17 protein-coding genes are annotated in these 20230 nt (G+C 67.0%); 12 read left to right on the top strand and 5 right to left on the bottom strand.

Going from position 1 to position 20230, the window contains the following annotated elements; genetic code table 11:
- The first annotated feature begins 4 nt into the window (after nucleotides 1-4).
- Complete coding sequence (locus M3M54_RS09205) at nucleotides 5-1555, top strand: HAMP domain-containing sensor histidine kinase (RefSeq protein ID WP_249018745.1); 1551 nt, start codon at nucleotides 5-7, stop codon at nucleotides 1553-1555.
- Between the two features lie 60 nt (nucleotides 1556-1615).
- Here the strand turns inward: M3M54_RS09205 and msrB are convergent, their stop codons facing one another.
- Both msrB and M3M54_RS09195 read right to left on the bottom strand, forming a co-directional pair.
- Nucleotides 1616-2035 carry a peptide-methionine (R)-S-oxide reductase MsrB gene (gene msrB, locus M3M54_RS09200; protein ID WP_249018744.1) on the bottom strand — a complete coding sequence of 140 codons (420 nt, stop codon included), beginning with the start codon at nucleotides 2033-2035 and terminating at the stop codon, nucleotides 1616-1618.
- 14 nt (nucleotides 2036-2049) lie between these two features.
- Nucleotides 2050-2874 carry a sulfurtransferase gene (locus tag M3M54_RS09195; RefSeq protein ID WP_249018743.1) on the bottom strand — a complete coding sequence of 275 codons (825 nt, stop codon included), beginning with the start codon at nucleotides 2872-2874 and terminating at the stop codon, nucleotides 2050-2052.
- Between the two features lie 67 nt (nucleotides 2875-2941).
- On the opposite strand from M3M54_RS09195, the gene M3M54_RS09190 reads away from it, so the two are divergent.
- The 5 genes from M3M54_RS09190 to M3M54_RS09170 all read left to right on the top strand — a co-directional run bounded on the left by M3M54_RS09190 (nucleotide 2942) and on the right by M3M54_RS09170 (nucleotide 8908).
- Entirely contained in the window at nucleotides 2942-4573 is a 1632-nt protein-coding gene (locus M3M54_RS09190; protein ID WP_249018742.1) for a DEAD/DEAH box helicase, read from the top strand.
- Nucleotides 4574-4606: 33 nt separating this feature from the next.
- Nucleotides 4607-5686, top strand: coding sequence for an Atu2307/SP_0267 family LLM class monooxygenase (locus tag M3M54_RS09185; protein WP_249018741.1), 1080 nt, complete (start codon nucleotides 4607-4609; stop codon nucleotides 5684-5686).
- 13 nt (nucleotides 5687-5699) lie between these two features.
- Complete coding sequence (locus M3M54_RS09180) at nucleotides 5700-6374, top strand: DoxX family protein (protein ID WP_249018740.1); 675 nt, start codon at nucleotides 5700-5702, stop codon at nucleotides 6372-6374.
- 31 nt (nucleotides 6375-6405) lie between these two features.
- The gene (gene mgrA / locus M3M54_RS09175) at nucleotides 6406-7452 is read left to right on the top strand and encodes an L-glyceraldehyde 3-phosphate reductase (RefSeq protein ID WP_249018739.1); all 1047 of its coding nucleotides are present in this window, start codon (nucleotides 6406-6408) and stop codon (nucleotides 7450-7452) included.
- Between the two features lie 169 nt (nucleotides 7453-7621).
- A complete protein-coding gene (locus tag M3M54_RS09170) occupies nucleotides 7622-8908 on the top strand; it encodes an AGE family epimerase/isomerase (RefSeq protein WP_249018738.1) in 1287 nt (428 codons plus the stop codon).
- Between the two features lie 2 nt (nucleotides 8909-8910).
- Here the strand turns inward: M3M54_RS09170 and M3M54_RS09165 are convergent, their stop codons facing one another.
- Complete coding sequence (locus M3M54_RS09165; protein ID WP_249018737.1) at nucleotides 8911-10140, bottom strand: anhydro-N-acetylmuramic acid kinase; 1230 nt, start codon at nucleotides 10138-10140, stop codon at nucleotides 8911-8913.
- 219 nt (nucleotides 10141-10359) lie between these two features.
- Entirely contained in the window at nucleotides 10360-11436 is a 1077-nt protein-coding gene (locus M3M54_RS09160; protein WP_249018736.1) for a LacI family DNA-binding transcriptional regulator, read from the bottom strand.
- A gap of 634 nt (nucleotides 11437-12070) precedes the next feature.
- Here M3M54_RS09160 and M3M54_RS09155 point away from each other — a divergent pair.
- The 4 genes from M3M54_RS09155 to M3M54_RS09140 all read left to right on the top strand — a co-directional run bounded on the left by M3M54_RS09155 (nucleotide 12071) and on the right by M3M54_RS09140 (nucleotide 16043).
- Nucleotides 12071-13030: an ABC transporter substrate-binding protein gene (locus M3M54_RS09155; protein ID WP_249018735.1), complete on the top strand. Its 960-nt coding sequence runs from the start codon at nucleotides 12071-12073 to the stop codon at nucleotides 13028-13030.
- A 16-nt stretch (nucleotides 13031-13046) separates the two neighbouring features.
- Nucleotides 13047-13871 carry an ATP-binding cassette domain-containing protein gene (locus tag M3M54_RS09150; protein WP_249018734.1) on the top strand — a complete coding sequence of 275 codons (825 nt, stop codon included), beginning with the start codon at nucleotides 13047-13049 and terminating at the stop codon, nucleotides 13869-13871.
- Nucleotides 13868-14980 carry an ABC transporter permease gene (locus M3M54_RS09145; protein ID WP_249018733.1) on the top strand — a complete coding sequence of 371 codons (1113 nt, stop codon included), beginning with the start codon at nucleotides 13868-13870 and terminating at the stop codon, nucleotides 14978-14980. Before M3M54_RS09150 ends, M3M54_RS09145 begins: the two co-directional genes overlap by 4 nt.
- A 184-nt stretch (nucleotides 14981-15164) precedes the next feature.
- Nucleotides 15165-16043 carry an ROK family protein gene (locus M3M54_RS09140; RefSeq protein ID WP_249018732.1) on the top strand — a complete coding sequence of 293 codons (879 nt, stop codon included), beginning with the start codon at nucleotides 15165-15167 and terminating at the stop codon, nucleotides 16041-16043.
- Between the two features lie 277 nt (nucleotides 16044-16320).
- On the opposite strand, the gene M3M54_RS09135 is transcribed toward M3M54_RS09140, so the two are convergent.
- On the bottom strand, nucleotides 16321-17358 hold the full coding sequence (locus M3M54_RS09135) for a sugar phosphate isomerase/epimerase (protein WP_249018731.1): 1038 nt from the start codon (nucleotides 17356-17358) through the stop codon (nucleotides 16321-16323).
- Between the two features lie 739 nt (nucleotides 17359-18097).
- On the opposite strand from M3M54_RS09135, the gene M3M54_RS09130 reads away from it, so the two are divergent.
- Nucleotides 18098-19156: an ABC transporter permease gene (locus tag M3M54_RS09130; RefSeq protein ID WP_249018730.1), complete on the top strand. Its 1059-nt coding sequence runs from the start codon at nucleotides 18098-18100 to the stop codon at nucleotides 19154-19156.
- Between the two features lie 138 nt (nucleotides 19157-19294).
- Nucleotides 19295-20206: a sugar ABC transporter substrate-binding protein gene (locus M3M54_RS09125; RefSeq protein ID WP_249018729.1), complete on the top strand. Its 912-nt coding sequence runs from the start codon at nucleotides 19295-19297 to the stop codon at nucleotides 20204-20206.
- Nucleotides 20207-20230 lie beyond the last annotated feature (24 nt).

Genomic DNA, 20230 nt, shown 5'->3' with positions numbered 1-20230 from the left:
CCTCGTGTTGCTGGCGCGGCTGCGCTGGAGCGCGTTCGGGCTCCGTGGCCGGATCGTCGGCGCCGTGCTCGCCACAACGGCGATCAGCCTGGGAGCGGCCGCGCTGGTGCTCCTGCCGCGCCTGGAGACGGTGCTCACGCAGGCGTCCAAGAACACGCTCAAGAGCGCTGTCCTGCACGCCGGCCCCGAGCTCGACAAGCTCAGCCAGATCCAGTACGAGCTGATTCCCGTCGGCCTGATAGCCCCGCGGCGTAGCCTTGTCGCCAAGGAGGCCAGCACTGCCGCCAGCCAGCTGGTCAGCTGGGAGTCGGCGCTGCGCAACCGCTTCGGCGACGCCGACATCGCGCTCTGCGGGCCGCTTGACTACCAGGGCAACTGCAGCCCGGTGATCCCGTCGGTCAACCAGTCCGACCAGACGGCGCTCGCCGAGATTGCGGCGGCCAGGCCACTCAGCGACATCAGGAGCGCCTTCGGGCGCCGTCAGGCGTATGTCTCGCTGGGCTCCAACGGCACCACCGTGCGGGCCGCCGTGTGGCTGAAGGCGGCCGACGCCGTGCTGGTCGTGCGGATCGCCAACAACGAGATCGGTGCGACCGTCACGGCGGTCCGTCACGCTTTCGAGATCGGCGCGGGTGTCGCGATCATCCTCACGGTGCTGATCGCGATCCCGCTCGCCGGCACGCTCGTCAGCCGCCTGCAGCGGCTGCGCCAGGCGGCTCTGCAGATCGCGATCGGCGCGAGTGTCTCGAGCCTCCCCGCCGAGCGCGCCCGTGACGAGGTCGGTGATCTCTCGCGGTCGTTTTCGATCATGCAGCGACGCTTACGCCAGCAGGAGGAGGCGCGGCGCGCGTTCGTCGCCACCGCGTCACACGAGCTGCGCACGCCGCTGGCGTCACTGGAGGGCATGCTCGAGCTGCTGGAGGAGGACCTGCAGGCCGACCACCCCGACCTTGAGGATGCCTCCGCCCTGCTCGAGCGCGCCCGCGTGCAGTCGCGGCGGCTGGCGCGGCTGGCCGCAGACCTGCTCGATTTGAGCCGCATCGATGCGGAGGTCGGCCTGCGCTCGGAGCCGGTGTCGCTGGGCGAGCTTGGCCGTGCGGTGCTGGCCGAGTTCGAGTTGGCCAGCGGCACCCGTGAGGTGGCGATCGTGCTGAGCGAGGACGCGACGCCGGCCTGGGCGCTGGCCGACCCCGGCAGCGTCGCACGCATCCTGCGCATCCTGCTCGACAACGCGCTGCGGATCGCGCCGGCTGGCAGCCAGATCACGGTCACGGTCAGCGCGCTGCCCGAACCGACCCTGACCGTCGCAGATCAGGGCCCCGGGGTCTCCAGGGAGGAGCGGGCGCTGATCTTCGAGCGCTTCAAGCGCGGCCGGGAGACGGGCGGCGAGGCAGGCTTCGGGCTTGGCCTGGCGATCGGTCGCGAACTCGCGCAGCGGATGGGTGGCTCGCTTGTGCTGGCTGACAGTGACGGCCCGGGTGCCACGTTCGTGCTGCGCCTGCGCGCCGCGGAGCCCCCGGCTGGCGCTCTGGCCGGGGGCTCGAGCGAGTTCTGAGCTGGGCCGGGGCGGCCTGGACGGTGGGTGGTCGAGCGCGACCACCCACCGGGTGCCCGGTCAGCTCGCCGGGTCGAAGCCCAGCGCCACCGAGTTGATGCAGTAGCGCAGGCCGGTCGGCTCAGGGCCGTCCTCGAAGACGTGGCCGAGGTGGCCGCCACAGCTCTTGCAGATCACCTCGGTGCGGATCATGCCGTGGCTGGTGTCCAGGCGGTTGACGACGCCTTCACCCTCGACCGGCGCGTAGAAGCTTGGCCAGCCGCAGCCGGAGTCGAACTTCGTCTCTGAGGAGAACAGCGGCGCACCGCAGCCGGCGCAGTGGTACATGCCGGTTTCCTTGTTGTCAAGCAGAGTGCCGGTGTAAGGCCGCTCCGTGGCGGCGTGGCGCAGGACCTTGTAGGCCTCGGGGCTGAGGCGCTCGCGCCACTGCGCGTCGCTCAGCGTGGAGGGGTCAGCTGGGATTGGGCGCTCGGTTTCCATGCTCCCACGGTAGCTCAGTCTTCGCCGGTGGCGACCGGGCGCTTGGCGTCGCGGCTCCACTCAGACCACGAGCCCGGGTAGAGACGGCCCTCGACCAGCCCCGCATGCTCGAGCGCCAGAAGGTTCAGGCAGGCTGACACGCCCGAGCCGCAATAGGAGATCACCGGAGTGCCCTCACCGATGCCGGCCCGGGTGAAGGTTTCGCGCAGGCGCTCACGGCTGGCGATGCGGCCGTCGGCTTGCAGGTGCTCGCGCACCGGCACGCTGCGGGCGCCTGGGATGTGCCCGGAGCGCGGATCGACCGGGTCCGGGCCGCCGGCGAAGCGCTCGCGGTCGCGGGCGTCGATCACGACGTGGTCGCTGTCTGCCAGCTCGTCGATCGAGGCGAGGCGCTCGGCGGGCCAGGGGGCCGCCGTGAAGCGCGCTGGCGCGCGCGGCGGTGGCGAGCCGCGCTCGAGCTCTGCGGCCGGCCAGGCGGCAAGGCCGCCGTCGAGCACGGCAGCGGCGTGGCCGGTCGCGCGCAGCAGCCAGACGAGCCTTGCCGCGACGATCCCGCCGAGGTCGTCGTAGGCCACGACCGTGTCGTGCTCACCGATTCCAAGCGCCCCCAGACCGTCCGCGAAGCGCGCCGGTGTGGGCAGCGGGTGGCGGCCACCGCGGTCGTCCTCGTGCGGCTCCGAGAGGACCGTGTCAAGGTCGACGAAGACCGCCCCGGGAATGTGACCGGCCTGGTAGGCGGCGGCGCCGGAGCGGCCGTCGAGGTACCAGCGGACATCCGCGAGCGTGATCGCTGTGCGGTTGGCAAGGCACCAGCTGATATCGACAAACGGCTCGAGCACAGCGTTGATCCTACGGTCTGCGTGAGGTCGGTGAGCCGTCCGGTCGATCCGGCACCATGCCGGACTCGTGTCAGTGACGATCAGCAAGCGGCCAGGGACGGCGGGCGCCACGCGCCTGCGCGCCTGGCAGGAACGGGCGCTTGCGGCGATGGCGGACTGGCGTGAGGGATCCTTTCTGATCTCCGCCGCGCCGGGCGCCGGCAAGACGCGTCCGGCGCTCGAGTTTGCGCGAACCGAGCTCGCCTGTGGGCGTGTGGGCGGGGTCGTGATCGCCTGCCCGACCGCGCCGCTGACGCGGCAGTGGGCGCACGCTGCGCATGCGCTCGGCCTCGAGCTCGCGCCGGACGCGGACACGCCCCGCCCGCCGCACGGCTTCCACGGTGTGGTCGTGACCTACGCGCGGATCGCCTCGGCGCCGCGTGTCTGGGCGGCGGCGGCGCGTGGCCGGACGCTCGTGGTCGCCGACGAGGCGCACCATCTCGGCGAGGATCTGGCCTGGGGGGCCGCCTTCGGCCAGGCGTTCGGGGCGAGCGGACGCTGGCTGCTTTTGTCCGGCACCCCCTTCCGCAGCGACGCTGCGCCGATCCCCGGCGTCGCCTACGACAGCGACGGCCTGGCGGAACCGGACGTGGCCTACACCTACGCCGAGGCGGTGCGCGACGGGGTCTGCCGCCCGGTGGTGTTCGTGACCTACGACGGTGCGCTCTCATGGCGCAGCGGTGAGGACGTGATCGAGTCGAGCTTCGAGACCGTGCTCTCGCCGCGGGAAGCGGCCCGGCGCTACCGCACGGCCATCTCGACAGATCTTCCTGACGGTCTGCCGCGCATCCTCGGCGAGGCGAACGCGCGGCTTGCGGCGCTGCGCGCAGGCGGCCAGCCGGACGCCGGTGGGCTGGTGGTTGCCGCCGATTCTGACCATGCCAGGCGGATCGCCGCGCGGCTGCGTGAGGTGAGCGGCGTGACGCCCGTGGTCGTGCTGCATCAGGATCCTCGGGCGGCGGCGCGGCTGGCGGCCTTCGACGGCTCGAGCGATCCGTGGATCGTCGCCGTCAACATGGTCTCAGAGGGCGTCGACATCCCGCGCCTGCGGGTCGGTGTCTATGCGACCGCCGCCAAGACGGCGATGATCTTCCGCCAGATCGTAGGGCGCTTCGTGCGCACGGTCCCGGGCCGCGAGCCGGAGCCGAGCTGGCTCTACATCCCTGCCGAGCCGGTGCTGCGCGACCATGCCACCAGCGTTGAGACCGAGCTGCGCCAGATCGTGCGCAGGCGCGATGGACAACCGGACGAGGAGGCCGAGCTCGACGCCCTGGAGCGGCGTGCCAGCGAGCGCGGCGAGGTGCTCGACTTCGAGCCGCTGAGCGCGGACGTGGCGCCGCAGCTGACGCTCTTTGGGCCCGCCTCGGCCGCTCCGGCGCCAGCTCGCTCCACGGCGCCTGCCGCCGAACCGGCTGCCCTGGCGCCGGCTTCAGTCGCTCCGGCCGACGGCGCCGCACGCCCATTGTTCGAGCGCCGGTCGGCATTGCGCTCCCGGCGCCAGCGGCTGGTCGCTGAGCTCGCGCGCGACCGGCGCGTGCGCCATGCGGACATCAACGCCGAGGTCAACCGCGCGCTCGGCATCGAGACGGTCGCCAAGGCGACGGTGGAGCAGCTCGAGCGCTCGATCGAGTGGTTGGATCGAGCACTGTACAGCCGTTAGTTGCGCGCGCAATCATTGTGCTACGCTCGGTGAATGAGCTTTGAGCTTGGTCTTGCCACCTTCGCCGACCTGCCCCCCGGCCGCTCACCCCAGCTGCGCATGCGCGAGCTCCTGGAGGAGGCACGCCTGGCCGACGAGGTCGGGATCGACGTGTTCGCGATCGGGGAGCACCACCGCGCGGACTATCTGATCTCCTCGCCGGCGGTTGCACTCGCGGCGATCGCCGCCCAGACCGCGCGCATCCGGCTCTCGAGCGCGGTGACGGTGCTGAGCTCCGATGACCCCGTGCGTGTCTTTGAGCAGTTCGCGCAGGTCGACCTGATCTCCGGCGGTCGCGCCGAAATCATGGCCGGACGCGGCTCGTTCATCGAATCCTTCCCGCTCTTCGGCTACGACCTGGACGACTACGACGAGCTCTACGCCGAGAAGCTCGAGCTGCTGTTGGCGCTGCGGGCCGGCAACCCGGTGACCTGGTCGGGCCGGCACCGTCCGGCGCTCGCCCAGGCGGAGGTGTATCCGCGTCCGGTTCAGGATCCGCTGCCGGTCTGGGTTGCTGTCGGTGGCACGCCCCAGTCGGTGGTGCGCGCGGCCACGCTTGGTCTGCCGCTGACCGTTGCGATCATCGGTGGTCAGCCGGCCCGCTTCAAGCCGCTGGTCGAGCTCTACGACCGCGCCTGGCGCCAGAGCGGCCACGATCCCGCTGACCGTCGGCTTGCGATCAACACGCACGCCTTCGTCGCACCGACCCGTGCGGCGGCCGACAGCGCCTTTGCCCACCCATACCTGCAGATGATGAACCGCATCGGGCGTGAGCGCGGCTGGCCGCCCGCTGGGCGCGCCCAGTATGAGGCGCTTGCGGCGCCCGACGGCGCGCTGGCCGTCGGCTCCCCGGAGGCGGTCGCGGAGAAGATCCTGATGGAGCACGAGCTCTTCGGCAACCAGCGCTACATCGGCCAGTTCAGCGTCGGCGACGTGGCTCACGCCGACGTGCTGCGCTCGATCGAACTCTTCGGCACCCAGGTGGCGCCACTGGTGCGCGCCGAGTTGGAGCGGCGCTCGCCGCCGGCAGCCGTAGAACCAGTTACCGTGTTGGCTCAAGCGACAACGGCATAAGCGAGGTCAAGAAATGAAGATCGGGCGTCTGATGCTCCGTGCAGCGGTGGGGGGTTTCTTCATCGGACACGGCACCCAGAAGCTGTTCGGCTGGTTTGGTGGTAATGGCCTGAAGGCCACGGCCGAGAATTTCGACAACATGGGGCTCAAGCCCGGGACGCTGCACGCCGCCGCTGGCGGTGCCGCCGAGACCCTCGGCGGGGCGGGGCTGCTGCTCGGCTACCGCACGCCGCTTGCTTCCGCCAGCATCGTCTCGGTGATGCTCACGGCGATCAACCGGGTGCACCTCAAGAACGGTCCGTGGGCCAGCAAGGGCGGTTACGAGTACAACGTGGTGCTCGCCGCCGCGGCGCTCTCACTGGCCGAGTCCGGTCCGGGCGCGCTGTCACTGGATGCCCTGCGCGGCAAGGAGCGCGAGGGCGCCCGCTGGAGTCTGCTCTCACTGGCGCTCGGCACAGCCGGCGCGGCCGGTGCCCATTTCCTGGCTCAGATGCGCGCCACGCCCGAGCCCGCACCGGTGGCCGCTGAGCCGGCCAGCGCGTCGGCCAGCGCGCCGGCGTCGAGCGCCAGCGACCAGCCACACGCCGACGATCACGCTGAGGCGCACCCCCAGACCGAGGAAGCTGACGCGGTAGGCGAAGTGGCCGGCGAAGAGCCGGCGGCTGAGGCCGAGGCGACCGAGAGCTAACCGCTCAGCGCGCCCGTCCAGCCGGCCACGAATGTCCGCGCTCGAACGCTACACACCACGCTCTGACCGCTACGACTCGGTGCAGTACCGCCGCACCGGGCGTAGCGGTCTGCTGCTGCCACCCATCTCCCTGGGCCTGTGGCAGAACTTCGGCGACTCCAGGCCGCTCGAGCAGAGCCGAGCGATCCTGCGCCGTGCCTTCGACGCGGGCATCACCCACTTCGACCTGGCCAACAACTACGGGCGTCCATACGGTTCGGCTGAGACGAACTTCGGGCGCATCCTGCGAGAGGACTTTGCGGGGCTGCGGGACGAGCTCGTCATTTCCACCAAGGCGGGCTGGGATATGTGGCCGGGTCCATACGGTGAGTTCGGCTCGCGCAAGCATCTGCTCGCGAGCCTCGATCAGAGTCTCACGCGCATGGGGCTCGATTACGTCGACATCTTCTACTCGCACCGGGCCGATTCGGAGACCCCGCTCGAGGAGACGATGGGCGCGCTGGACAGCGCCGTGCGCCAGGGCAAGACCCTGTATGTGGGGATCAGCTCCTACGGCCCGGAGCTCACGCGTGAGGCGATCGCGATCCTGCGCGCGCTCGGGACACCGTTGCTGATCCACCAGCCCTCGTATTCGTTGCTCAACCGCTGGATCGAGCACCGGCTGCTGGACGTGCTCGACGAGGAGGGCGTCGGCTGCATCAGCTTCGGGCCGCTCGCGCAGGGGCTGCTCACCGATCGCTACCTGGACGGCATCCCGGCGGACTCGCGGGTGCGTGTCGGAGTCGACTTCGACCAGGGTTTGCTCACCGACGAGAACCTCGCCCGCGTCCGGGCGCTCGACGCGATCGCCAAGCGCCGTGGCCAGACGCTCGCCCAGATGGCGCTCGCGTGGACGCTGCGTGACAGCCGTGTCACCTCGACGCTCGTGGGTGTCTCAAGCCTGCGCCAGCTGGAGGACAACCTGCGCGCGCTGGATAATCTCGACTTCAGCGCTGAGGATCTATCCGAGATCGACCGCTACGCCCAGGAGGGGCACGTCAACATGTGGGCGGGGTCGGCTGCCGTGACGCCCGCTTGACGAGGCTGTCCGGGTTGGTCGACCAGGGCTGAAGCCGGGTGCCAGTTCACCGGCGCGCCCAGCTGAGCAGAGCCAAGCGCTCAGCGACGGCGACGGCGCATAGGGCTTGCAGAGACCGTACTGGCCGCTGCCCTTTGCGCGCGGCCGAGCTACGCTACTCGTCGAGATCGTGCACCCCCTGATCGTTACAGCTGATGCGGTCGGCGGCCCCCCGTCCTGGCTCGAGGCCCAATTCCACCGCGACTGGGTGACAGCGCAGGCGATGAGCCTATGGAGCTTCTTCAGGGCCAGCATGGACCCCGAGGGCTGGTGGGTCGAGCTCGACGACGACGGTCGTGCCCTGCCCACCGGTTGCCCGCCCGGTGTGGCTCCGCGCCAGAACCTGCTGACGGTGGCCCGGATGACGCACTCCTACGCGCTCGGCGAACTGCTTGGCGTGCCGGGATGTGCGGGGATCGTGGACTGCGGGCTTGCGGCGCTGTGGGAGCGCCACCGCGACAGGGAGCTTGGCGGCTACATCGAAGCTATAGGCCGCCCCGGCCCCGATGACAAGACCAAGACGCTCTACGGTCACGCGCACGTGATCCTGGCCGCCAGCAGTGCACTGGTTGCCGGCCACGACCCGGCCCGGAACCTGCTCGCTGACGTCCTGGCCGTGCTCGATGAGCACTTCTGGTCAGAGCACGACGGTGCCGGCTCCGAGGCCTACGACCATCAGTGGAGGGAGATCGAGTCCTACCGGGGCGCCAACAGCAACATGCATCTCTGCGAGGCTCTGCTAGCCGCAGCCGACGCGGCCGATCGCCCCGATCTGGTGGTCCGGGCAGAGCGGCTCGTGCGCCGGTTCGCGGACGGCTACGCGCGTGCTCACCAGTGGCTGCTACCCGAGCACTTCTCACCGGACTGGGCGGCCCGGCTGGACTACAACGCCGAGCGGCTGGACGATCCGTTTCGACCCTATGGCGCTACGCTCGGGCACTCGCTCGAGTGGGCGCGGCTTGCGCTGGCGGTCCAGCTGGCCGCCGGCACCACCGACGCTAGCCTGCTGGAGGCGTCTGAGGCGCTGTTCGACCGGGCCGTTGCGCTCGGTTGGGATCACGCGCTCGGCGGTCTGCCCTACACCGTCAACTGGGACGGCAGCGTCGCCAACCCGGACCATTACTTCTGGCCTGTGGCGGAGGGCATAGCCACCAGCTCGTACCTGTTTCGCACAACTGGCAAGCCGGTCTATGAGACCTGGTACCGGCGCTTCTGGGAGTTCGCAGCCACGCATCTGATCGACCACCAGCGCGGTGGCTGGTATCCGCTGCTGGACGCGCGCAACCGCCGCAAGGTCCACCCGTGGTACGGCAAGCCGGATGTCTATCACTCGCTGCAGGCATGTCTGCTGCCGATCATGCCGATGGCCGGCAGTGCCGCCGGTGCGGTGCGGATGGGGGCCCAGCAGCGTCGCTGACGCTAGGCCGAGAGCGGCGCCACACCGCCGCTCTCGCGCGCGTAGCTTGGCGGATATACGGTCTTCCCGAGCACCGCAAAGCGGCTCGCTCCACCTGCGGCTGGAATGTTGTTGGCCAGCAGTCGGCGCGCGGCAAAAGCGAGCGTCGCGAACTTGACGGCCTCCTTGTATTGAGGGGGGATGCCGTACTCGCCAGAGCTTGCCAGTCGCATGTGCGGCGGTAGCTCTTCCCGAGTCATCGCAAGCAGAGTCGAGTTGCGCACACCGCCGCCGCTAGCGATCACAACCGTGATCTCCTCGACGCGGGGGATGAAGCGCGTGATCGCGAGCGCAATCGACCATGCTGTGAAGCGGGTGAAGGTCGCGACGATGTCCTCCGCCTTGAGATGTGCATGCTGGTCTATGACGGCGTCTGCGTAGCTGGCACCAAAGTCCAGCCGCCAGGCGGATCTCGGCGGCTTGCGGTCAAAGAAGGGGTGCGTCTGGAGTTCCTGAAGCAGGTGGACGTCAACAGCTCCGGCGGCCGCGGTTTTACCGTCGGGGTCATAGGGCTTGCCGTACAGGCGACCCATTGCGTGGTCAATCATGACGTTGCCCGGGCCGGTGTCGAAGGCCATCATCTCCGATCGATCGGGGCTGGCCAGCTGGATGTTGGCGATACCACCGATGTTGAGCGTGAGCGTGCGGCCGAGGTCACGGAAGGCGACAAAGTCGAGGTACTGCATGAGTGGCGCCGCGTTACCGCCGAGCGCGTGGTCCGAGGGCCGAAAGTTCCAGACGACCGGAATGTCGCAGTGAGCAGCGATGATCGCCGGCTCGCCGATCTGGAGCCCGCAGGGATAGGGTCCGTTGAGCCAACGCGCGACGATATCGTCATCGGGAACCTCGCTGTAGCGCTCCCGTTCGGGTGGCTCCTGGTAGATCGTCTGCCCGTCGACGCCGATCACGTCGACCTCTGTGGAGGTCAACCGCTCCTGGTCGAGCAGCTGTTTGGCAGCGTCGGCGTAGACGGCGCCTGCCACGTAGTGAAGCCGCGTGAGCTCAAAGATGGTGAGCTCGTTGGCGAACGCCTTCAGCACCTGGCTGGCGACGCTTGCGGGCCAATCGCGCGTGGTTCCTGCCAGGAAGCGTGGGCGAGTGGGGTGCCCGTCTCCTCCAAGCTCGATTTCAACCAAGGTGGCGTCGATGCCGTCAAACGAGGACCCAGAGTTCAGACCGATAGCAAGTGGCATGCGCGCTCCTCTTCCTGTGGGGTTGATTGGTGGACAGTCCAGCCGGCCGCGGGCTCGGGTACACAGCTGGGGCTGGTGCTATGCCGCGCCCCGCACGGCTCCTGTGGCTGGGCCAGAACTCCTCCGCCGGCCCGACCGTTCGTCTGCTGGCAGGCGCGTCGTCGTGAATCGACCTCCGTGCTGATCGAAGCTGGCGGGACGATCCTGCCTGACAACCGCTCACTGCATCGGCCGGATCTCGCCTGAGCCCCTGACGCGCAGAGTCATGTCGATGGTCTGGGTACTGGGCTCAGACCGGTCGCCATCCAGTCGCGCAAAGATGCGTTCGCACGCTAACGCGCCGAGCGCCTGCGGGTCCTGCGCCACGACCGTGGTAGCGGGCTCGAGGAGATCCGCGAGCATGAAGTCATCGACGCCGACAAGCGCGACCTCGTGCTGACGGCCCATCGATCGCAACGCACGGATCGCGCCGACGGTGACCATGTTCTGGCTCGTAAACAGCGCGGTCGGCTGATGCTCGTCGATCAGCTCGCGGGTCGCGCTGAGCGCGGCGTGTTCGACGTGGAGGCCCCAGCGCACGAGGTCCTCGTCGAGATCGATGCCCGCCTCGCGCAGGGCGCTCCTGTATCCCTCGAATCGTCGGGCCGCGGTCTGGATCGAGGATTTGTCGCCGAGGAACGCGATACGCCGGTGCCCGTGCTCGATCAGGTGGCGCACGCCCGCCCTGGCCCCGGCTACGTTGTCAGAGAGGACGGCGTCGGCCGCCAGGCCACGGGGCGTCCGGTCAATGCACACGACCTGCAGGCCGGAGCGCTGTTCCAGGGCCAGGTAGCTCTGGTCGTCGCCGCTGGGCATCACCAGCAGGCCGTCCACGCGGCGCGATATGAGTGCGTGCGCGAGCGTGCGCTCGCGCTCCGGGTCTTCGTCGACCGAGCCTGCGAACACGGCGAATCCGCGGCCGACGGCTGCGTCCTCGATCGCCCGATGCACGGTTGAGGAGAATGGGTTGGCGACGTTCTCGAGCAGCACGCCCAGTGTCCGTGTGCGGCCGTCGCTGCTGCGCAGGCTCCGGGCCGTCAGGTTGGGTCGGTAGTCCAGCGCGCGGCTGGCGCCGTGAACGCGTTCCGCAAGATCCTCGGCCACGGTCGGCTCGCCGTTGATAACGCGCGAGACCGTCTTGACACTGACTCCAGCGAGCTGTGCCACGTCACGCATCGTGGGTCGCGCTCTGGTGCTCACGGCCGTCGCGCTACCAGCCTCGTGCATCGCGGTGACCGTCGTATCCAGGGTGGTCATGGGCACGCATCATATATGGCGACTTGTTCCACATGGATTCGCTTGACAACGTTATCTCGGCGGGTGTACCTTTTCCCGGTCAACGTTGTCTCAGGCGGCCAAGCTGCAAACGCGATGGGTCGCTGGGCGCGTGAGCCGTGCGCTCCTCGCTTTGGTGGGAGCGCTGGCGCAGTGGTCGGATCTGGACTGCAGGGGAGGAGGCAGAGAAAGCAGACACGCGTCGAAAACTGACATGCACCGCGGGCCACGAGCTCGGGCCGCACGAATCGGCCCGGTCCACGCCTCGGCGCACGCAGGTCGCCGCTGCTCGTACTGGCGGTGAACATGCGTGGCGGTGATCTGCACGAGCCGCAGCCGCGGTGACCAAGCCGCGAGGGCGATCGGCCTGATCACCGATCGAAGCTCTGCTCACGCCCGGAAGGCGGCCGGCTAGCTCACCCGTGGGCACGTTGTGTTCGCCCTCCAGGGCAGGCTGGAAAAAGCATGCCGACCGCATCGATCGGGTAGCTGAATCTCAGAACAACGGGGCCATATTGCCAACGGGATTGTGCGAGCGCAGGACAACTGAAACAACACAAGCAACAATCAGGGGAGAGGAATGTCTCATTTAAGTCGAAGGGTCATTGCTGGGCTCGTGACGAGCATCGCCGTCTTAGCGGCGCTGGCGGCCGTGCTCGTGTCAACGGCGAGCGGTGCCTCACACAAGGCCTCACACAAGAAGTTCACGGTCGCGCTGGTTCCGGGCGACTCGACGGATCCGTTCTACCTGTCGATGGAGTTTGCCGGCAGAGCGGAAGCTAAGAAGCTGGGTATGAACTTCATCTGGCAGGGTGCGTCGGCGTTCTCGCCCGAGGCACAGGCTCCGGTTCTGTCGGCGCTGCTCGCCAAGCACCCGAGCGCGCTGCTCGTGGCGCCAACGGACCCGAACGCGCTCACCTCGATTCTCAAGCAGTACAAGGCGGCGCACATCCCGATCATCACGGTCGACACGACGATCAACGACAAGGCGATTCTGTCGGCGCGCATCACATCCAACAACGCCCAGGGTGGGGCTGCTGCTGCCGACGCGTGTGCCACGGCCATGAAGGGAACCGGTGCGGCGGCTGTGATCTACACCACGCCCGGGACCACCACGACCAACGCGCGTGGACAGGCCTTCGTCGCCGAGATGAAGAAGAAGCACCCCAAGATCACCGTCTACACGGAGTTCGACAACAACACCGAGTCGACGGCCACGAGCCAGGTGAGTTCGTTGCTGCTCGCCCACCGCGACCTGAAGTGCGTCTTTGGCACCAATGACTACGCGGCTGAGGGGGCGGCGACGGCCGTCGACGCTGCCCACGAGAGGTCGAAGGTCACCATCGCTGGCTATGACGCCGAGCCGCAGCTGGTGACGCTGCTGCGCAAGGGCACGATCGACATCATCGTCGCCCAGAAGCCTGCGATGGAAGCGACGATCGCGGTGCAGGACGCGTACGACGTGCTCACTGGCAAGGCGCGCAAGGTCAAGAAGTCCGTGCAGCTGGCCAACGTCATCATGACGAAGTCCAACATCAACAAGCCGTCGATCAAGAAGTGGATCTACAAGTCCTAAGGAGCTGGGTCTACAAGTGAGTGACAACCGCTCTCAGGCGAACCTCGCGAGCCCCGACGCCTCCGGCGTCGGGGCTGACCCACCCATCGTGGAGTTGAGGAACGTCGGCAAGCACTACGGGCGCATCACAGCCCTCAAGCACGTGAGCTTTGCGATCCGTAAGGGCGAGGTGGTCGCCCTCGTCGGGGACAACGGGGCAGGCAAGTCAACCCTGGTCAACATCATCGCCGGGGCGCTTGCGCCGTCTGTCGGGGAGCTGCTGATCGAGGGGGAGCCCATGCGCTTCAGGAGCGCAAACGAGGCAAGGCAGATGGGGATAGAGACGGTCTATCAAGACCTGGCGCTGGCCAATGACGTGCCGGCCTGGGCCAATCTGTTCCTCGGCCGTGAAATCAAGCGGCGGGGTCCATTGGGCGCGCTCGGCTGGCTGGACAAGAAGGCGATGATCGGTGCCGCGGACGAGGCGCTGGGCCGCACCAAGATTCGTATCAAGTCGATTGAGGCCAAGTGCGGCGCCCTGTCGGGCGGTCAGCGGCAGGCCGTCGCGGTTGCTCGCGCGATCAACTGGGGCTCGCGCATGTTGCTGATGGACGAGCCGACGGCGGCGCTGGGTGTAGAGCAGCAGCACCAGGTGGGCGTGCTGATCGAAGCGGTGCGAGAGGAGGGGACGCCGGTGTTGCTTGTGAGCCACAATCTGCCACAGGTCATGGCAGTCTCTGACCGGATCCTCGTTCTCTTCCATGGCCACCTGGTCAAGGAGCTTGTCACCGCCCGAACTACGACTGACGAGGTAATCAAGTGGATCACCGGAGCTGGGCTGGTTAGGCAGGCGGCATCGTGACAACAGATCAGACACCTGAGGCCCGGCCCGAAGACCAGGCGATGGAGGACATCGGCGCGCTGCTTGGGGAGACCAACGACGACTGGAGTGACGCAGACGACGATGCGGAGCGAACGCCATCCAGGCTGATGCGCCTGCTCGGCTTCCTCGCCAAGGGTGAGGGCGGATGGTGGACGTTCGGCGTGCTCGTGTTTATCTGCGTTGTTTTTGGCGTGCTTGCTCCGGATTTCTTCTCCCAGAGCAACTGGGTTGCTACATCCGAATACGCGGTCGAGTACCTGATGCTGGCGCTCGGCGAGACGTTTGTGATCGCGACCGGCGGGATCGACCTGGCCTGCGGTGCTGTCCTGGGCTTCTCCGGGATGCTTTCGGCGGTGGTCATGCAGAGCATGCTCGGCGGGCATGCCGACACGTTGCTGATCACCGTGGTCGGGATTGTGGTGGCGATCGGCACCGGGGCGGCGATCGGCTTGTTCAACGGGGTCATGGTGACCAAGGCGAAGCTCACGCCCTTCATCGTGACGCTCGGAACGCTCGGTATGGCCACCGGCGGAACCTACCTGCTCGACAACGGCAACCAGGTCAGTAACCTCCCGCCCCAAATCGCCACGCTCGGCACGACGATTTGGCTGAGTGGCTGGCTGCCCGTCATCTTCGTGGTCGCTGCGGTTTTCGCGGTCGGCGCCTCGGTGCTGTTGTCGAGAACCAGGTTTGGCATGTGGACCTACGTCGTTGGCAGCAACCCACTGGCGGCCCGCCGGGCGGGCCTAAAGGTGGACCGCCACCTGATCAAGGTCTACATGCTGTCCGGGATTCTGGCGGGAGTCGCCGGGGTGCTCGTGACTGCCAGGTTCACGATCGCAAGCCCGATCGCTGGCGCAAACGATGAGCTCGATGCGATCGCGGCTGTGGTCATTGGCGGCGCGAGCCTGTTCGGCGGCAACGGCACCATCCTGGGCACGACGATCGGAGTGTTCGTCGTGTCAATCCTGGTGACCGGTCTGGTGCTGGTCAACGTGCAGCCGTTCTGGCAGCAGGTGGCGGTCGGAGCGGTGCTGCTTAGCGCGGTCATGCTGGACCAGCTGAGACGGCGACTCGCGGTGGCCTGAAGCGCGCTGCCCGGGTGGCAAAGCCACGGGGTAAGGTGGGACGGGCACGCGCGGACGGGGCCCGTCCCACCGGGCGCGATCTCCGCAGGATCGGTGACTGGCGCGGGCAGCACATCGACGTGAGACCGCGAGCAGGATGATGGCCGATGTCGTTGACAGCCGACAGCAAAACGGAGGAGATGAGATGTTTGGCGGCATCGAAGCCGGCGGCACCAAGTGGATCTGCGCATTGGCCGATAGCCATGGCACGCTGGTCGAGACAACGACCTTCCCGACAAGCGGTCCAGAGGCGACGCTGGCCTGCGCGATTGCGTTCTTCCAGGAGCGTGGACCGGTGGACGCCTTGGGTGTTGTTGCTTTTGGGCCCGTCGACCTGCGGCGCGAATCTGCGACATATGGACACATAACGAGCACGCCAAAGCCGGGCTGGCGGGACACCGACGTGCTCTCGCCGCTCGCACGCGCCCTGAGGGTGCCGATCGCATTTGACACCGATGTCAACGGCGCTGCACTGGGCGAGTGGTGTGCGGTTGCAAAGAACAGGCCGAGCACCCTCGCCTACGTGACGGTGGGGACAGGTGTGGGCGCGGGCGTGGTCGTCGGCGGAGTGCCACTCCACGGGCTCCTGCACCCCGAGTTCGGTCACGTGCGGATCCCGCACAGTCATGTACGTGACCCGTTTGCGGGATCGTGTCCGTTCCACGGTGACTGTCTTGAGGGCCTGGCTTCGGGCGTCGCGCTCGAGGCGCGTTGGGGAGCGAGCCCAGTAGAGATTCACGAGCCGCGCGCGTGGGATCTCGAGGCGGAGTATCTTGCTCTGGGGCTGATGAACCTGATCTGCGTGCTTTCGCCGCAGCAGATAGTGCTCGGCGGTGGGGTGAGCAAGCACGCAGGTCTCCTGGAAGCAACGCAGCAGCGGCTATGGAGCCTGGCGTCGGGCTATTTCCAAGCAGCCGAACTGCTCACGGCGAGCGGCGTGGCGGCGTACGTCACGGCCCCGCGGTTGGGTGACTACTCCGGAGTGAGCGGGGCGATCGAGCTCGCGCGTGGTGTGGCCGGGTAAGAGCGAGGCGCCTCCGCCGGCTGTTCTGCGCGGCGGAGCCGTGGCTGCGGGGCGAGCTTCGTGCGTGTACGTTTTCTGGCCGAGCCGACCAGACGGCGGCTCTGGCGAGCTTCGAAACCCATGGCGCAGACGGGCCGCGGCGGCTGAGTACCATCATCGGCGTCGCCGGGAGCATCGCTGAGGCGCTGGTCGCCGAGTGCGGGTACCGATGTCACAAAGGCCTCGACGCCGGCTCGCGCTGCGCGCGGCTGTCGCTGGAGCCGACTGGGCCCTGTCGTCAGGAGGGGGCATGCGTGTCGTTCGGGCGTCGCGTGTCGCGTGGGCGTTGCATCGCCGCGTCGAAGGCGCGATCGGTCGATGGAAATTGGATCCGACGCATGTACGCCAGCGCCTCCCTTGCACCGTGCTTCCGGTCCATGCCCGCGTCCTCCCATTCGACCGAGAGGGGCCCCGCATAGTCGATTCGGTCGAGCGCACGGAGGAGCGCGTCGAAGTCGACATCGCCCCGTCCCAGCGACACGAAGTCCCATCCCCGCCGTGGATCTCCGAAGTCGAGGTGGGAGCCGAGGATTGAGCGCTCGCCATTGAGCCGGACCTTCACATCCTTCACATGCACGTGATAGATACGGTCGCTGAACTCTTCGGCGAACCGTGCAGGGTCAAGCGACTGGTGGACTAGGTGGGACGGATCGAGGTTCAGGCCAAAGTTCTCGCGCCGATCGAGCGCGTCGAGCGACTTACGGGTGGTGACGAAGTCGTAGGCGATCTCGGTCGGGTGTACCTCGAGTCCGAATCGCACGCCCTCGCGTTCGAAGACGTCAAGGATTGGCGACCAGATCTCGGCGAACTGCTCGTAGCCATGCTCAATCTCAGAGAAGTCGTTGGGAGGGAAGGAGTAGATGAGCGGCCAGACCGGTGAGCCGGTGAACCCGTTGACCTGCCGGACACCAAGGCATGCCGCGGCACGTGCGGTGTCCTTCATTCGGTCGGCTGCGCGCTGGCGCACGCCGGCCGGGTCGCCATCGCCCCAGATCTCGGGCGGGACGATGGCCCGGTGCCTCGAATCGATTCGATCGCATGTTGCCTGCCCGATCAGGTGTGCCCCAAGCGCCCAGCAGCTCAGGCTGTAGCGCTCGAGCAGGTCATTGACTCGGTTGCGGTAGGCTGCGTCGTTGAGGCACCGGACGACGTCAAGGTGCTCCCCCCAACAGGCTAGCTCGAGTCCCTCAAAGCCAGCTTGGTTGGCGAACTCGGCGACTCCTTCGAGCTCTAGGTCGGCCCACTGTCCAGTGAAAAGGGTGACCGGTCTAAGCATTTGCGTTCGCTTCTATGGCACCGGTTGAGCTGGTTGGCGTCGCGCGTGTCCGCAGCCATCTCGGAGCCTTCCATGTGCACTGAGCAGGGCGGCGCTCAAGCGGCTCGATGACGATCTGGCCCCCGCGCGCCTCCTCGCAGCCAGAGCGCGCGTCCTCGCCCGTCTCCACAGCAGCGGTGAGATTGCGGGTCGGGTTGGGCAAAGTGGCGTCTCAGCCGAACCTCTGGCCGGCAGGCGGCCAGCTGTTCACGGCTAATGTCAGCTCTTCTCGCAGGATGGTGCGGAACGCTAGCAGGACGGCCGATCGTTTCTGACGGTGCGGATCTCGACCAGTATTTCGCCGCCGATATCTCCGTCAATCGCTCAGATACCGGGCTTCGAGTGGGCGTGGCCGTTCAACCCTGAGGCCCGCGTAGTCAGAGCCGCGGAACATTATGAGCGGCCTGGGGCAGGGAACGCTCGCCGACTTGTACCGCGCCGCGGGCTTTGGACACGACTGCGTGCTGACCGGATCTTTAGGGGACTGCGCCCGGGCACTGGCGGCTGAGGAATGGTTAGGAAAAAAAAAGATCTTCGCGCCTTTGGTTGACAGCGGAGCCTCATCGTGTATATCGTTAGATCGATCTACTAGACCGATCCAGTTGATGAGGAGAGAGGGATGGGTGGAGCAAGAAGGCCGGGGTTGCTATCAGGACTCCGGAGCGCCGGCGGTGGAGGTTCCATCAGCGTGGGAGCCCGCGTGGCCAAATCCGAAGGTGGACCGCGACGTCGTTTCGACCCGTGGCGCTTTGGCATCTGGATCGCACTTGTTGTAGTGGTCGTCCTGCTGATGGCAGTCTCGGCGTCGTTCCGTTCCACGTCGAACCTGACCAACGTTCTTCAGCAGAACTCGCTCATCGGCATCGTGGCCTGCGGAATGTTCGTGATGATGGTCTCAGGAGGCTTTGACCTCTCGGTCGGCGCAGTCGGCGCCCTCGTTTCGGTAGCCGCCGCGGCAATTTCAGTTGACGTCTCGGTGCCGGTTGCGATCCTCGCTGGGTTGGCGCTGGGTGTGTTCATCGGGCTGTTGAATGGCGTGCTCATCGCCAAGGGACGCATCAACGCTTTCATGACCACCTTTGCCATGGCTAGCGTGGTCACCGGGGTGATGTTCATCGCGACCTCAGCTTCGCCCGTTGTCGGCAACGTCGGCTTCCTGCAACAGGTCTCTCTGTTCGGGACCTTCATCGGGCTGCCCGAGGTGTTTTTCGTCTACATCGCTGTCGTGGTGGTCACGTGGGTGCTCATGCGGCGAACCAAGTGGGGCCACTACGTCTACAGCCTTGGAGGCAACCGCGATGCGAGTTTCCTGAGCGGAGTTCCCGTTGTCAGTGCTCAGACGCTAGCGTTCTGCTTCGGTGGCTTCATGGCTGCCGTCGGCGGTCTTCTGCTTCTCGGCGAGAGTGGTATCGGTCAGCCGTCGTCGGCTACGGACTGGCCCCTCACGGCGATCGCAATCTGCGTCATTGCAGGAGTCTCGCTCCAGGGAGGCGAGGGCCGCGTGCAGGATACGGTTGCTGCAGCGCTGCTGCTCGGAGTTGTCGACAATGGCCTCAATCTTCTGAACGTTTCGCCGTACGTCCAACCAACGGTCACCGGAACGGTCATTCTCATCGCAGTTGCCGGTGACCAGATATCGCGACGCAGAAGCGTGTCCGCCACGCGGGCGGGAGCCCGGAAACCGCTGCCGGCCAGCGGATCGGGTCTGGAAGTTCCGACTCCGGACGAACAGGTGGCGTCCGGGGCGCCGGTCACATAGAGGGCTTTCAAGGCCCTCTTACAACAAACCACCGACAATCAGACAGTAAGGGAGAGGTACGCCATGAAGTTACGAGTGAGATCCGCAGTTCTTGGTGGGGCCGCCGTGGCGGCGTGTGCCGGTATCGGAGTCGGCGTTGTGGCTACAAGCGCGGGCGCCAAGACGACCCACCACTTCGTCATCGGGTCGGTCATCAACGACCTGTCGAATCCGTTCCTTGCGACGATGGGTAAGGCGGAGCAGGCGGCTGCCGCAAAGGCAGGGGCTACGATCCACGTCGTCAGTGGTAGCTCGAGCGGCACGATCTCGATCGGCACACAGATCGCTGAGGTCAAGCAGTTCGTCAGCGAGCACGTCAATGCGATCCTGCTCACGGCATCAAACCCGCAGGCGATCGTGCCCGCGGTGAAGCTGGCCAACAAGGCCAAGATCCCGGTGTTTGCGGTCAACACGACCGTCGGCAAGGGCGCCAAGACGGTGACGTTCGTCGGAGACAACGACTATCAGTACGGCACCGAAGAGGCCAAGCTGCTCGTCCAAGCGATTCATGGCCGCGGCAATGTCGCGCTGCTCGAGGGTGTGCTCGGCGACTCGCCCGAGGTTCTGCGAACCAACGCCATTCACGCCGTTCTCAAGAAGTATCCGCACATCAAGGTCGTGAGCACACTGGTCGACAACTGGACCAACCCGCAGAACATCACTGATGTGCAAGACCTGATGTCCAAATACGGCACGCACGGACTCCAAGCGGTGATTGCCGAGGGTCCCGAGATGTACGCGGGTGCCGAGCTTGCTCGCAGCAGAGGCGACAAGACAACAGCGTTCATCGCAGGCGATTACTCCAAGCAGGTTCAACAGGCGATCGAGCGCGGTGCACTGTACGGTACCGTCGATCAGAGCCCAGCAACGGAAGGAACGATGGCGGTGCAGTACGCGGTGGACTACCTGACCGGGAAGAGGTCGAAGATCAAGACGCCGCAGGCCTACATCCCGCTGCCCCTGATCACGAAGGCGAACGTTCGCAAGATCAACGCGACCTGGTCCTCCTAACAGCGACCGTCTGATCAGAACGCC

The sequence above is a fragment of the Conexibacter sp. S30A1 genome (assembly GCF_023330665.1).
Lineage (GTDB): Bacteria > Actinomycetota > Thermoleophilia > Solirubrobacterales > Solirubrobacteraceae > Palsa-465.
Note: the sequence above shows the minus strand (reverse complement) of the source record. Positions and strands in the feature narration are given on the sequence as shown.

Excerpts from the sequence above, each read along its gene's own strand:
- msrB (WP_249018744.1), bottom strand. The coding sequence starts at position 2,035 with ATGGAAACCGAGCGCCCAATCCCAGCTGACCCCTCCACGCTGAGCGAC.
- M3M54_RS09185 (WP_249018741.1), top strand. The coding sequence starts at position 4,607 with ATGAGCTTTGAGCTTGGTCTTGCCACCTTCGCCGACCTGCCCCCCGGC.
- M3M54_RS09180 (WP_249018740.1), top strand. The coding sequence starts at position 5,700 with ATGAAGATCGGGCGTCTGATGCTCCGTGCAGCGGTGGGGGGTTTCTTC.
- mgrA (WP_249018739.1), top strand. The coding sequence starts at position 6,406 with ATGTCCGCGCTCGAACGCTACACACCACGCTCTGACCGCTACGACTCG.
- M3M54_RS09165 (WP_249018737.1), bottom strand. The coding sequence starts at position 10,140 with ATGCCACTTGCTATCGGTCTGAACTCTGGGTCCTCGTTTGACGGCATC.
- M3M54_RS09160 (WP_249018736.1), bottom strand. The coding sequence starts at position 11,436 with ATGACCACCCTGGATACGACGGTCACCGCGATGCACGAGGCTGGTAGC.
- M3M54_RS09140 (WP_249018732.1), top strand. The coding sequence starts at position 15,165 with ATGTTTGGCGGCATCGAAGCCGGCGGCACCAAGTGGATCTGCGCATTG.
- M3M54_RS09135 (WP_249018731.1), bottom strand. The coding sequence starts at position 17,358 with ATGCTTAGACCGGTCACCCTTTTCACTGGACAGTGGGCCGACCTAGAG.